Origin of the sequence: Pseudomonas sp. S07E 245, assembly GCF_019599025.1 — a bacterium.
Lineage (GTDB): Bacteria > Pseudomonadota > Gammaproteobacteria > Pseudomonadales > Pseudomonadaceae > Aquipseudomonas > Aquipseudomonas shirazensis.
This window is the reverse complement of record NZ_CP080625.1, coordinates 3780254-3793564: the sequence shown is the minus strand read 5'-3', so window position 1 is coordinate 3793564 and position 13311 is coordinate 3780254. Positions and strand designations below refer to the sequence as shown.

13 protein-coding genes are annotated in these 13311 nt (G+C 63.3%); 3 read left to right on the top strand and 10 right to left on the bottom strand.

Annotated features, from left to right (window positions below; translation table 11 throughout):
• The first annotated feature begins 91 nt into the window (after positions 1-91).
• Positions 92-1315 (top strand): aspartate aminotransferase family protein, encoded by a 1224-nt coding sequence (locus K3F44_RS17515; protein WP_220632666.1) that lies wholly within the window; start codon positions 92-94, stop codon positions 1313-1315.
• A 173-nt stretch (positions 1316-1488) separates the two neighbouring features.
• Positions 1489-1647, top strand: a complete 159-nt coding sequence (locus K3F44_RS17510) for a YqaE/Pmp3 family membrane protein (protein ID WP_101322414.1) — start codon at positions 1489-1491, stop codon at positions 1645-1647.
• A gap of 51 nt (positions 1648-1698) precedes the next feature.
• Here K3F44_RS17510 and K3F44_RS17505 read toward each other — a convergent pair whose 3' ends face one another.
• The 10 genes from K3F44_RS17505 to K3F44_RS17460 form a co-directional block, all read right to left on the bottom strand.
• Positions 1699-3531: a S9 family peptidase gene (locus tag K3F44_RS17505; RefSeq protein ID WP_220632665.1), complete on the bottom strand. Its 1833-nt coding sequence runs from the start codon at positions 3529-3531 to the stop codon at positions 1699-1701.
• Positions 3497-4657, bottom strand: a complete 1161-nt coding sequence (pqqE, locus tag K3F44_RS17500; protein WP_220632664.1) for a pyrroloquinoline quinone biosynthesis protein PqqE — start codon at positions 4655-4657, stop codon at positions 3497-3499. The genes K3F44_RS17505 and pqqE overlap by 35 nt, the downstream gene beginning before the upstream one ends.
• Positions 4629-4904 carry a pyrroloquinoline quinone biosynthesis peptide chaperone PqqD gene (gene pqqD, locus K3F44_RS17495; RefSeq protein WP_101322411.1) on the bottom strand — a complete coding sequence of 92 codons (276 nt, stop codon included), beginning with the start codon at positions 4902-4904 and terminating at the stop codon, positions 4629-4631. Before pqqD ends, pqqE begins: the two co-directional genes overlap by 29 nt.
• A complete protein-coding gene (gene pqqC, locus K3F44_RS17490) occupies positions 4901-5656 on the bottom strand; it encodes a pyrroloquinoline-quinone synthase PqqC (RefSeq protein ID WP_101322410.1) in 756 nt (251 codons plus the stop codon). The genes pqqD and pqqC overlap by 4 nt, the downstream gene beginning before the upstream one ends.
• Before the next feature lie 9 nt (positions 5657-5665).
• The gene (gene pqqB, locus K3F44_RS17485; RefSeq protein WP_101322409.1) at positions 5666-6577 is read right to left on the bottom strand and encodes a pyrroloquinoline quinone biosynthesis protein PqqB; all 912 of its coding nucleotides are present in this window, start codon (positions 6575-6577) and stop codon (positions 5666-5668) included.
• A gap of 79 nt (positions 6578-6656) precedes the next feature.
• A complete protein-coding gene (gene pqqA / locus K3F44_RS17480; protein WP_003243383.1) occupies positions 6657-6728 on the bottom strand; it encodes a pyrroloquinoline quinone precursor peptide PqqA in 72 nt (23 codons plus the stop codon).
• Positions 6729-6893: 165 nt separating this feature from the next.
• Complete coding sequence (gene pqqF, locus K3F44_RS17475; protein WP_220632663.1) at positions 6894-9218, bottom strand: pyrroloquinoline quinone biosynthesis protein PqqF; 2325 nt, start codon at positions 9216-9218, stop codon at positions 6894-6896.
• Positions 9219-9259: 41 nt separating this feature from the next.
• On the bottom strand, positions 9260-10048 hold the full coding sequence (locus tag K3F44_RS17470) for a carbon-nitrogen hydrolase family protein (RefSeq protein ID WP_220632662.1): 789 nt from the start codon (positions 10046-10048) through the stop codon (positions 9260-9262).
• Positions 10049-10060: 12 nt separating this feature from the next.
• Entirely contained in the window at positions 10061-11740 is a 1680-nt protein-coding gene (locus K3F44_RS17465) for an NAD(P)/FAD-dependent oxidoreductase (RefSeq protein ID WP_220632661.1), read from the bottom strand.
• A 173-nt stretch (positions 11741-11913) separates the two neighbouring features.
• On the bottom strand, positions 11914-12375 hold the full coding sequence (locus tag K3F44_RS17460) for an Lrp/AsnC family transcriptional regulator (protein WP_101322405.1): 462 nt from the start codon (positions 12373-12375) through the stop codon (positions 11914-11916).
• A gap of 204 nt (positions 12376-12579) precedes the next feature.
• Between K3F44_RS17460 and K3F44_RS17455 the strand changes: the two genes are divergently transcribed.
• Positions 12580-13263, top strand: a complete 684-nt coding sequence (locus tag K3F44_RS17455) for a hypothetical protein (RefSeq protein WP_181108010.1) — start codon at positions 12580-12582, stop codon at positions 13261-13263.
• Positions 13264-13311: the final 48 nt, after the last annotated feature.

Below are 13311 nucleotides of genomic sequence, written 5' to 3'. Positions count from 1 at the left end.
AAGCATTTACCTGCTGTTGCAGCGACCGATTGTTGCAGTCGCTGAAAAACACTTTTGATAGGCCACGCTGAAATATCGGTCTGGAGTTCTGATGAATCTGTTCAAGCTGCGTCGGCCAGCTGTCGCGGTGGTCGAACCTGTACCAGCAGCACCGGCAGCTGCCGCGTCGCTATCGAGCGAATGGCTGATGGCGTCCGCCGCGCTGCCTGCGCCGATTTTTGTGCGTGGGCAGGGCTCGTGGTTATGGGACAACGACGGTCGGGTTTATCTGGACTTCACCCAAGGCAGTGCAGGCAACAGTCTCGGCCATTGCCCGCAAGTGGTGAGCGAAGCGCTGAGTGCTCAGGCCCAGACATTGCTTAACTGCGGCGGGCAGCTAACCAACCACAACCAGTTGCTGCTGGCGCAGAAACTTTGCCAGAGCACCGGCAGTGACCAGGCGTACCTGCTCAACAGCGGTGCCGAAGCGTGCGCAGCGGCGATCCGCCTGGCGCGTAAATGGGGCCAACTGCATCGCAGCGGCGCCGATCATGTCATTACGGCCAGCCAGGCCTGCCACGGGCGCGGTCTGGATACGTCGGGCTTCAGCCAGGTGGCGTTCAACGACCTGAGCGCACTACACGCCGCCGTCGACTCGCGCACAGTCGCGATCATGCTCGAACCGATCCAGGGCGAGGCCGGCGTTATCCCGGCCAGCCGCGAGTATCTCCAGGGTGTCGAACGGCTGTGCCGCGAGCTGGGCATTCTGCTGATTTTCGACGAAGCACTGACCGGCATCGGCCGCTGCGGTGCGTTGTTGGCCGAACAGCGATATGACGTGCGTGCCGACATCATCGCCCTTGGCACAGGGCTGGGGGGTGGCGTGCCGGTCGCCGCGCTGCTGGCCCGCGGCAGCGCCTGCTGCGCCGAGCCTGGCGAGCTGCAAGGCAGCCAGCACGGTAATGCACTGATGTGCGCGGCCGGCCTGGCGGTATTGCAGAGCGTGCTCGCGCCTGGCTTCTTCGAGCAGATCAAGGACCGCGGCCGCCACCTGCGCGAAGGTCTGAGCAGGTTGTCCGGCCGTTATGGTCATGGCGAGGTGCGCGGGCAGGGTCTGCTGTGGGCGCTGCAGTTACACGATGAGGTGGCGCTAGCGTTGGTACAGGCGGCATTGCAGGAGGGCTTGTTGCTGCAGGCGCCCCAGCCTGATGTAGTCCGCTTTGCCCCGGCGCTGACGATCAGCCGCGGGCTTGTCGACGAGATGCTGCTGAAGCTGGCCAGAGCCTTTGCCCGGCTGCACGGGCAACAGCACAACCGTCGCGAGATGCGCGCCTGATCGGCAATAGCGCTCACTTATTTCAACGAACCGTCTGGCGTTTCTGCGCATCGCCCCGGGCCTGTCTTATTCGGCCCGGGGCGTTTTTTTGCCTTTAGCGCAAGATGTTGTGCCTGCGGAACCTCTGCGCAAGCGCGCGAGTCTGTGTAGTAACCACTGACGGAGAAACATGCATGGACTTCATTCGCATCATTATCGCGATCCTTCTGCCGCCGCTTGGCGTGTTCCTGCAGGTCGGCTTTGCCGGTGCGTTCTGGCTGAACATCCTGTTGACGTTGCTGGGTTATATCCCCGGCATCATCCACGCGGTGTATATCATCGCCAAGCGCTGACGTGACGAGGGCCGCGCTGCGGCCCTCTGTTGCAATTGCGGCGAACTCGGCTCAACGGTCGAGTACCCGGCAATAGAACTTCCATTCTTCCTCGAGTGCATGCGCAAGGTTCTCGGCCTTGCGGAAACCGTGCCGCTCACCGGCATAAAAATGCCCTTCAGCCTCGATCCCGTTAGCTTTCAGCGCCGCCAGCATGGCGTGAGTCTGCTCGGGCACCACCACGGCATCCAGTTCGCCCTGGAAGAAGATCATCGGCACCTTGATTTGCTCGGCATGCAGCAGCGGTGTGCGTTGGCGGTAGCGCTCGGCGTCTCGTTCAGGATCGCCAATCAGCCAGTCCAGATAATCCCCTTCGAACTTATGCGTCGCCCGTGCCAGCGCCAGCGGGTCGCTGACGCCATAGAGGCTGGCGCCGGCGCGAAATACATCGGCGAATGCCAGCGCGCACAGGGTGGTGTAGCCCCCAGCACTGCCGCCGCGAATGAACGCCTGCTGCGGGTCGATCAGGCCCAGCCCCGCCAGGTAACTGACTGCAGCGCAGGCGTCTTCGACGTCGACTTCGCCCCAGCGCAAGTGCAGCGCTTGCCGATAGGCGCGGCCATGACCGCTGCTGCCGCGGTAGTTGAGGTCGGCCACGGCAAAGCCGCGTTGGGTCCAGTACTGGATGCGCGGGTCGAGTACCGGGTAGCAGGCCGAGGTCGGCCCGCCGTGGATGAACAGCACCAGCGGCGCGGCGCCTTGCGGCTGGTTGGCCGCCGGGTAGAAGAAGCCATGGGCATGGGCGTCGCCGCTGGGATAGCGGATCGGCTGCGGGCGACTGACCCGCTCGGCGGGCAGCGGCAGGCCACCGCCGCTAAGCACGCTGGTCTGGCCGCTGACACGCTCGATGGCGATGACTGCGGCTGGGCTGATCGGCGAGGCGGCGATGGCGTAGATATGGCGGTCGTCCAGGGCCAGACTGCGAAAGCGGGTGTACTCGCTGGCGAAGCGCTGAACCTGATCACCGCTGTGCAGGCCAAGCTGGGCAAAACCGTCTTCGAACCAGCTGGCCAGATAGCTATCAGGTGCGATTGCCAGCCAACTGCTGGCACCCAGTTGCCAGGGCGCGGCGGCGTGGTCGGCGGCGACTGCTGGTAGTGCTTTCCAATTGCCCTCGATCTCCCCCCATGGCTGCCAGAAACCGTTGCGATCAGACAGGCAATACAGCCTGCCTTGCCCGTCGAAGCGGGGTTGCTGCAAGGACTGCTCTGGGTCGATATCGCCGGCCAGGCATAGCGCGGCAGTCCACTCGCCGTGTCTGTCGCGCTGGCGACACATCAATCGAGTGCGGGTCCAGGGCTGTGCCGGGCGGTCCCATTCGATCCAGGCCAGGCGCTGGCCGTCTTCGCTCAGGGTCGGTGCCGAATAGAAGTCGGCGCCTTCGGCCAGCACTTGACGGCCCTCATCGGCGAAGCAGACCAAGCGGTGGACAACGCTGTCAGCGTGCTGCTCTTCGACAGCGAGCACTGCGCCGGCATGCCACAGCACATCGCCATAGCGGCAGTCGGCGGCAGCGGTCAGGGCGCGTGGCGCAGAGCCATCGAGGCCTTGCAGGTAGATCTGCTGATCGGACTCGTTGACGAATACCAGCAGCTCTTCGCCCAGGCAGAAGCTGCCGCCGCCGTATTCGTAGACACGGCTGCGTGCGCTGAAACCGTCCGGCGTCAGGCAATGGGCTTGCTGCTCGCGCCAGTGCCACAGGCGGCAAGCGCCGTCGGCAGGGCGGAATTCGTTCCAGAACAGCCCGGCCGCGCCGACCTTGAGGTCGGCGAAGTCGGTGCCGGCGGCGACGGCCTGGGCGGCGCTGAACTCAGCCGCGGGCGATGACTCGGGAGTTTCGTTCATTGCGGAATGTCAGCTCTTCGATGGCCTGATGGGCGTGCTCGGCTTCCTCACGTGCCTGGAGGATGATGCCATGCTCGGCCGACTTGGCGCACACTGGATCGGCGTTGCTGGCATCGCCGGTAAGCATGAACGCCTGGCAGCGGCAGCCGCCGAAGTCCTTTTCCTTCTCGTCGCACGAGCGGCAGGGTTCGGGCATCCAGTCGAAGCCGCGGTAGCGGTTGAAGCCGAACGAGTCATACCAGATGTGCCGAAGGTCGTGCTTGCGCACATTGGGGAACTGCACCGGCAACTGCCGCGCGCCATGGCAGGGCAGTGCGGTGCCGTCGGGGGTGACGGTAAGAAAGATACTGCCCCAGCCATTCATGCAGCCCTTGGGTCGCTCTTCATAGTAGTCAGGGGTGACGAAAATCAGCTTGCATGGGTTGCCAGCTGCCTTGAGCCGCTCGCGGTACTCGTTGGTGATGCGTTCGGCCCGCTCGAGCTGCGCACGGGTTGGCAACAGCCCGGCGCGGTTGTGCTGCGCCCAGCCATAGAACTGGCAGGTGGCAAGCTCGACGAAGTCGGCCTCAAGCGCCACGCACAGCTCGATGATACGGTCGATCTTGTCGATATTGTGCCGGTGGGTGACGAAGTTGAGCACCATCGGGTAACCGTGGGCTTTGACGGCGCGGGCCATTTCGAGCTTTTGCGCGAAGGCTTTTTTCGAGCCGGCGAGCAGGTTGTTGACCTGCTCGTCACTGGCCTGGAAGCTGATCTGGATGTGATCCAGCCCGGCGGTCTTGAACTCGGCGATGCGCTTTTCGGTAAGGCCGATGCCGGAGGTGATCAGGTTGGTGTAGAAGCCCAGCCGGCGGGCCTCGCCGATCAGCTCGGCAAGGTCCTGGCGCACCAGCGGCTCGCCGCCAGAAAAGCCCAACTGTGCCGCGCCCATCTCGCGCGCTTCGGCCATGACCTTGAACCACTGTGCCGTGGTCAGCTCCTGGCCTTGCTCGGCAAAATCGAGCGGATTGGAGCAGTACGGGCATTGCAGCGGGCAGCGGTAGGTCAGCTCGGCGAGCAGCCACAGCGGTAGGCCGACGCCGGCTTTGCCGGCTGTTTCAGGCGAGGACGATCCAGTGTTCGGCACGGGCCACCTCCATGAATTGCTCGATGTCGTCAGCGACCTCGGGCACATCGGGGAACTGCTGGGAAAGCTCGGCGATGATCACCGCGACCGAGCGCTGGCCATCGATCAGGCCGCCAATCAGCGCGGCACTCTCGTTGAGTTTGATCATGCCCTCCGGGTACAGCAAGACGTGGCCTTGCTGCGCCGGCTCATACTGGTAGCGGTAGCCTGGGCGCCAGCTGGGCACCTGTTGACGGTCAAGACTCATAGTGTGATCCCCTTGTGCCAGACCCGCTCGCGGGTGACGGAGTGGTAGGGAGGGCGGTCCAGCTCATAGGCCATGCTCATGGCGTCGAGCATGCTCCAGAGAATATCCAGCTTGAACTGAAGGATTTCCAGCATGCGCTCTTGGCTGGCGCGGGTGGTGTAGTGCTGCAAGGTGATCGCCAGGCCGTGCTCAACGTCGCGCCGGGCTTGGCCAAGACGGGTGCGGAAGTACTCGTAGCCAGCCGGATCGATCCACGGGTAATGCTGTGGCCAGCTGTCCAGCCGCGACTGGTGAATCTGCGGCGCGAACAGCTCGGTCAACGAGCTGCTGGCGGCTTCCTGCCAGCTGGCGCGGCGGGCGAAGTTGACGTAGGCGTCGACCGCGAAGCGCACGCCGGGCAGCACCAGCTCTTGCGAGCGCAGTTGCTCCGGGTCCAGGCCAACCGCCTGACCCAAGCGCAGCCAGGCTTCGATACCACCGTCTTCACCGGGCGCACCGTCGTGGTCGAGCAGGCGCTGGATCCACTCGCGGCGAATCTCTCGATCCGGGCAGTTGGCGAGGATCGCGGCGTCCTTCAGTGGAATATTCACCTGATAGTAAAAACGATTGGCGACCCAGCCCTGGATCTGCTCGCGGCTGGCGCGGCCGTCATACATCGCCACGTGATAGGGGTGATGGATGTGGTAGTAGGCGCCCTTGGCGCGCAGAGCCTGCTCGAATTCGGCAGGCGACATCGGCGTTGCGTCGCTCATGTGCGGCTCCTACAGCTCGATGCTCATGCCGTCGTAGGCGACTTCGACGCCGCGGCGTTCGACTTCGGCGCGCTCGGGCGAGTCTTCATCGAGGATCGGGTTGGTGTTGTTGATGTGGATAAGGACCTTGCGCTGGCTGGCGAAACCGTCCAGCACTTCAAGCATGCCGCCTGGGCCGCTCTGCGCCAGATGACCCATCTCGCGACCGGTGCGGGTACCGACGCCACGCTGCTGCATTTCATCATCACGCCACAGCGTGCCATCGACCAGCAGGCAGTCGGCACCCTGCATCATTTCCAGCAGGGAGTTGTCGACCTGACCGAGACCTGGGGCGTAGAACAGCTTGCCGCCTGTGCGCAGGTCTTCGACCAGCAGGCCGAGGTTGTCGCCTGGATGCGGGTCGAAGCGGTGCGGCGAATACGGCGGCGCGGCGCTGCGCAGCGGGAACGGGGTGAACTTGAGGTTGGGGCAGGCAGGGATAACGAAGCTGCCTTCGAGTTCGATACGGTTCCAGGCCAGGCCGCCGTTCCAGTGGCTGAGCATGTTGAACAACGGAAAACCGCTGGTCAGGTCCTGATGGACCATGTCAGTGCACCAGACTTGATGCGGGCAGCCTTCACGCAGGCTGAGCAGGCCGGTGGTGTGGTCGATCTGACTGTCGAGCAGGACGATCGCGTCGATGCCGCTGTCGCGCAGTGCACGGGCCGGCTGCATCGGTGCAAACGCCTGCAGTTGCGCGCGGATATCTGGCGAAGCGTTGCACAGAACCCAGTGCTCGCCGTCGTCGGACAGCGCGATCGATGACTGGGTACGCGCCTGCGCGCGCAGCGAGCCATCCCTGAAACCCTTGCAGTTGACGCAGTTGCAGTTCCACTGCGGAAATCCGCCACCGGCAGCTGAACCAAGAATCTGGACGTACATGGCCACCCTCTATGCAAAATGCTGTAGGCAAAAACAACAACGCCCCGGCGGGACCGAGGCGTCTAACCGCAAGCCAGGCTTAGCGGTTGGCGAAGTACATGGTCACTTCAAAGCCGATACGCAGATCAGTGTAAGCAGGTTTGGTCCACATGGGATTACTCCTTCAGGATGGGGCTTGAGGGTTGTCAGCTACTTATTTGGTACCCCCTGAGGCAGGAGGTTCCATTTGCTGAGGTTGCGCTATCTTACAAGATAATTATGTACCAGAAGGTTCATTTTGCGAGAAGGGTTGTTGCGTGGCGAGTAACAATCTCGGTCAGTGCGAGTCAGGCGCTGGGCTGTTGGCCAGGCATAACCAGCCGTGCTGGGCCGTGATCAGGGCTGTCAGCAAGGCGTCCAGACTGGCTTGATCGGTGTCCAGAATAGCTGCTTGCAGCCCCCCGAGATCGGCCGCTGCACCGGCCAGGTGGCTTTGCCAAGCCCACTGCGCGACCTCGGCGTCGGGCATCGCTGCCTCGTCAAAGCTATCAGCCAAAGCTTGCCGAGCGGCGTTGTCGAGAGTCACGCCTGCGCTGAACACCTCAAGCAGATGTGCGAGGATCTGCTCCGGCCGGACGTGGGGCGATTGCACGCCAAACAGCAGGCCGCCGATGCCGTCGGTCTGGCGGAAGGCGCTGAACACTGCGTAGCCCAATTGCAGTTCGACCCGCAGGCGCTGGTACACCGGGCCCTGCAGCAGTTGTGCAAGCAGCCGTCCGGCGCCTTGTAGCTGCGCCGGCAGCGGACAGAAAAGTAACAGCGCGTGTTCGCTGCCTGTGACGTCGGCATATAGCCAGCGTTTGCCCGGTACAGCGCCAGTACCGAGCAATCGCTCTTGGTCGGCAGCCTCGTCCCACATCGTGCGGGTGACTGCCGAGCCCAATGCTGTCAGTTCCGGGTCGCCGAAGCCGACCGCCAGGCCTCGGCAGCTGGTGCTCCGCCAGACTTGGTCGAGGATCGCCTGATCCAGCACTCGGGCAGTATCTGGCTGAGCGGTAGGCGCAATCGCTACCTCGTCGGGCCAACGCTTGAGCAGCGCCCTGATCGGAATCAACGCAGGTTCATCCGCTACGGGTGCTTGCCAGCAGTCAGCAGCAGGTTGGTTCAACACTGCCAGCGCCTCTTCAACCAGCCGCACCACGGCCGCGGGGAGCCCGGCGCAGCGTAACTGCCAGTACTCGCCGCTGCTGCTGAAGTCCATCTGTAGCGAGGCCTGCTCGGCGCGCTCGGTGAGCGGCCGCAGTGCGTTGACCAGCACTGCGTGCAGGCGCTGGCGCAGAGGTGTTGCGATCCTCCAGCGCAGATACAGCGCGGCGTATTGACGCGAGCTGGGCAGGCAGGCGCTGATGCTCAGGGCGGCTGGTAGCGCTGCCGTCGTGTTGGGCAGGCTCGCGAGCAGCAGAGGATTGGCGGGCGGCAGTTGCCAGCTTCCGTATGCCTGCAGCGGCAGGCTATCCAATACTGCAGGCAGGGCCTGGAGCGATTGCGCATCGAGTGCTTGCAGCGGGTGTTCACGGCTGTCTCGCTGCGCCAGCTCCAATGCGCTGGCGGACATCGCCCGGCGCTGTTGCAGCTGAGCATAGGCTGCGTTCAACGCGTCGAAGTCTGCTTGCCTGATGAACTGCAACCAGCCGTGCAGCAGCGCTCGTACCTCATCGACCTGCGCGGTGTCGGTCAAGCGCAGACGTATCGTCCAGAGCAACTGGCCGGCGAAGGCATACAACAGTTTTGGCTGGCATTCACGCACCCAGCCGCGTTGGCGCAGTGCGTCCAGCCAAGTGCCTTCGCGGCTGTCGCTGATGCACCCCAGCAGCAATTCCATGGCCTGCTGTGCACCCGCCGGCAATCCATCGTGGGCGAACAGCAGCTCGAGTTGGCCGTGCTTGGGCGCTGGCGGCACCAGCAGTTGCTCTTTCAAAGCCGGTGGCAGTGCCTGAATCACCCGCTGGCCGCTGGCGAAAACGCTGGCGTAGCGCTCGCCCATGGCTTGCAGCTGGTCCAACGACTGCGGCCCGCACAGGCTCAGGACCATTTGCCCGCCCTGATAGAAGCGTTGGTGAAAGCCCCTGAGCTCGCGCTGAAACTGCGGATTGTGCAGGTTCAGGCTGTATCGGTTGCCCGCATGAAAGGCGCGCAGCGGATGATCCGCCGCTAGCCGCTGGAGCAGCGTGAACTGGTCCTGCGCTTCACGATTGCGCGACCAGGCGATGAACTCGGCGTGGATCACCTCGCGCTCACTGACTTGCCGCACTAGGCTCAGGTCCGGCTCGGCGAGCATCTGGCACAGGCGCTCGAGACCACCGGCCAGTGCAGCGGGCGGCACTTCGAAGAAAAAGTCAGTGGTGCGTTCGCGGGTGCCCGCGTTGACCTGGCCGCCAACGCCCTGAACGTAGCGCATCAGGCCATCCTCCAGCGGGAAACGCTCGGTGCCGAGGAAAAACAGGTGCTCGAGAAAGTGCGCCAAGCCAGGCCAGCGCGTCGCTGCATCATGGCTGCCCGCATGCACGCGCAAAGCCGCCGCCGCACGCTTGAGGCGCGGCGCGTGACGCAAGGTAAGGTGCAGGCCGTTGGCCAGGGTCAGATGGCGAGTGGCGTCAGGCATGAATTCTCCCGGGGCGAGTGCGCATGCTAGCGCATTCACGCTCAGCGCTGGTGCAGGTCGCGCCGCAGGTCCTGCAAGTACGGGAATGCCTGGCGCCCGGCCACGACCTGGTGCCTGTCCAGCTCCGCGTGCAGCTGGCATTCATCTTCTCCAGCCAGCGCCAGCACAGCGCCGTCCGGGCCGATGATGCTGCTCTGCCCGCAATAATGGATATCGCCTTCCGCGCCACAGTAATTGGCGTAGACCAGGTAGCACTGGTTTTCCTGGGCGCGTGCACGCACCGTCACCTGGCAGACGAAGTCGTATGGCTTCATGTTCGCCGTCGGCACCAGGATCAGCTCGGCGCCATCCAGCGCCAGACGCCGGGCGTTCTCGGCAAACTCGATGTCGTAGCAGATCAGCATGCCGACCTTCCACCCATTCAGCTCGACCACCGGGAAGTGATTGCTGCCGGCATCGAACATGGCCCGGTCCAGCTCACCGAACAAGTGCGTCTTGCGGTAGTTGGCCAGGCTGCGGCCATGGCTGTCGATCAACTGCACGCTGTTGTAGATGGCGCCGTCTTCGCCGCGCTCGGGATAGCCATAGACAATGGCAATCCCGAGCCCCTGGGCGATCTCGACCACGGCCATGGCCGAGGGCCCGTCCGATTCCTCAGCCAGCTGCTCGACCTGTTCACTGCCGATGTTGTAGCCGGTCAGGAACATCTCCGGGCACACCAGCAACTGCGCGCCGCTGGCGGCTGCCTGGTGCGCCTGCTGCTGCAGGCGTTCGAGGTTGCCAGCCAGGTCGAGGGGGCCGGGCTGGCCTTGGAACAGAGCGATGTGCATGCCGCCTCCTGGTCAGTCGGGCAGGGCGATCGGCCCAAGCTCGTCGAATACGTCACCTGGGCCGGGGTTTTCCGGGTGGGTCTTGCCGCCGAAGTGGTTGATGATACCCCACACCGCGTTCAGCGAAGTCTGCACCGCGCCTTCGACCCAGGCCGGGGTCCACGACACATCGTCACCGGCGATGAAGATGCCGCGTTGCGCGCTCGGCAGGTGGTCCTGCATGAAGTGCGCGTACATCCGCTGGTTGTAGCGGTAGTGGCCCGGCAGCGCACCTTTGAAGGCGCCGAGGAAGTACGGGTCGGCCTCCCATGAGATGGTGATCGGGTCGCCGATGATATGTCCGGCAATGTCGGTGTTCGGGTAGATCCGGTGCAGGGCGTCCAGTGCCAGCTGCACGCGTTTTTCCACCGGGTGCGGGAGCATCTTCAGGGCGTCGCTCATCCACGCGTAGGACAGGCAGATCACCCCCGGCTTGTCGTCGCCGTTGTCGAACAGGTAGGTGCCACGGGTCAGGCGGTCGGTGAGGGTCATGCTCATCAGATCGCGGCCGGTTTCCGGGTCCTTGTCCTTCCAGAACGGCCGATCGACCATGACGAAGGTCTTCGACGATTGCATGTAGCGGGTGCGGTCCAGAGCCATCCACATCTTCTGCGAGAACAGCGACTCTTCACAGTCGATCTGGGTGGTCAACAGCCAGCTCTGGCAGGTGGTCAGCACAGCGGCGTAGTGGCGGCAGCCGCCCCAGGTATCGGTGACCGCCAGTTGGCCATCGCTGGCACGGGCAATCCGTTTGACCCCGGTGCGCGGCGCGCCGCCATGCAGCGAGCTCAGGCTGGTGCCTGCCGGCCAGTGCGCGCAACGCTCCGGCACATGGCGCCAGATGCCTTGAGGCACCTGCTCGACACCGCCGACGATCAAGTGCTGGTGATCGTCGCAGTTGGTCATTACCACGCGGAAGATTTCCAGCATCGAGTTGGGGAAGTCCGAGTCCCAGCCGCCGGTACCGAAGCCAACCTGACCAAACACCTCGCGGTGCTGGAAGCTGAGCTTGGCGAAGGCCTTGGAAGTGGCGACAAAGTCATAGAACGTGCGGTCGTCCCACAGCGGTACCAGGGTGTTCCACAGCTCCTTGAGGCGCGGCACATCGCGGTCGCGAATGGCCTGCTGGATATCACCAAAGCGCGCGCCGCTTTCCAGCGCGTCGGCCCAGGCGTCGGCTACTTCCTGAAACAGCGCTGGCAAATCCGCCGCGCTTTCGGCGTAGTAGGTCTGGCCTTCGAGGTCGATGACGGTACTTGGCGAAGCTGGCGTCAACGGGTTTGGAAACGGTTTGGTTTCCAGGCCCAGCTTGTCGACGTAATGGTAGAACGCCGTCGACGACACCGGAAAGCGCATGCCGCCCAGCTCGGCGATGATCCCGTCGGTGCCGTTGAAGGCTTGCGAGCGCAGACGGCCGCCCATTTTCGACGCTTCATACACCACTGGTTTAAGGCCAAGCTTCATCAGCTCGTAGGCCGCTACCAACCCCGCAATGCCGGCGCCGATAATCGCCACCTCTTCGCCCTGGCGGTCGAGCGGGATACTGCCCAGACCGGCCGGATGCTCCAGCCAGTCGTCGAAAGCGAAGGGGAAGTCCGGGCCAAAAATCGTGATTGGTTTCTTGCCGTCGGCGGGGTGGCGATTGTTGTTCATGTTATGACCTTGCCAGGAGCTGCGCGGAGGGCGAAGCGTGAGTATAGAAAATGCCTGGGATCATTCTAGGGTGTGCGCAGTTCGTTATTAAGACTCATGCTGGCGTCGTTTTAATCTTTTTTTCGTCACTTTGAGGCTAATGACGTCGTTATGACGAAGGCATTAAGTGGCTTTCAGATCGGCTGGCCGCGGTCTATCTTGCTGCTGAGGATGATCGACGTGGTGGTTTTTTCCACACCGTCCAGGCTGCCGATCTGGTCGAGCAACTGGTCCAGCTGTTCCGGCGATTCGCTGTGCAGCCACGCCACGTAGTCGAACTCGCCACTCACGGCACACAGCTGTTGCACCTGGCCCATGGCCGTCATCCGCCGCACCACCTCCTTGCCCGCGCGTGGTTGGACCTTGATCCCGACATAAGCTTGCAGCCCACCGCCGATCAGGCGCTGGCCCAGGCGTACGCCGTAGCCGGCGATGACTTTGCTGTTTTCCAGGCGCTCCAGGCGTGAATTGACCGTGGTGCGGGCAATGCCCAGCTGCCGGGCGAGGTTGGCGACGCTTTCGCGGGCGTTGATCTGAAGCAGGGCGATCAGCTGGCGATCTATTTCGTCGAGGATGATTTGACGCGGTTGCGACATGTCGGCTCTCTGCAGCTGGAACTTGAGTGACGACACTTATAACGCAGATAAACCCACTGCGGCACAGTCGCGGGCAGACTGGCGCAGTTGATCTATACTTTTGAAATCAATCGCAGTTCACACGCCAGTGGGTGTCAGGCCAACCGGGACGTTATGCCTGGCAATAACCCTTGAAGTCTTTACGCAGTTCCAGAGATGGGAAGGATGACCAGATCCAAGGACCTTACACAGCTGCAGGTCGATAGCGTTTTTTGCATCAGCTTGCGCGAACGCGCCGATCGCCGCCTGCTGCTGCAACACGAGTTCGCAGACAGCGGGCTGAAGATCGAATATGTGCTGGTCGAGCGCGATCAGCACAGCCCTGAACGGGGCTGTTTCGATTCCCATGTTCACTGCGCGCGCATTGCCTTGGAGCGCGGCTGTCGGCGCGTGTTGATTCTCGAGGACGACGCCACTCTGGTAGCGTTCGAGCCGTTTCAGGTCGAACAGGTCAACCGCTTTCTGCAGAGCGCCGATCCAGAGCTGTTCTACCTGGGCGCAAACCTGGGCAAGGTCTGGTTGACTTGGCGCCGTGGCATCGCCCGGGTGCGTGCCCGCGGCAGCCATGCTTATCTGCTGTCGAACCGCGGCTGTCAGCGCCTGCTGGAGCAAGGCGGTTACGCGGGCACTGCTCTGGACAAGGTCTTGGCGCAGCACTATCGCGGTTACATGGCCTTCCCCATGTTGAGCCAGCAACAACCCGAAGAAGTCGCCGCCAGCGATATCGTCCGCGCCCGCTCCACCGACGGCACCGCCGCCGATGCGGCGTTCTGGCGCGATAACTGGCGCCGGCAATACAGCCAGGTGCTGCGTAATGTGGGCAAGACGCTGTTGTTGCGGGATTTGTAGATTTCACCTGACGCGTGCTGTTTTCAAGAATGAGCCGATTAAAAACGC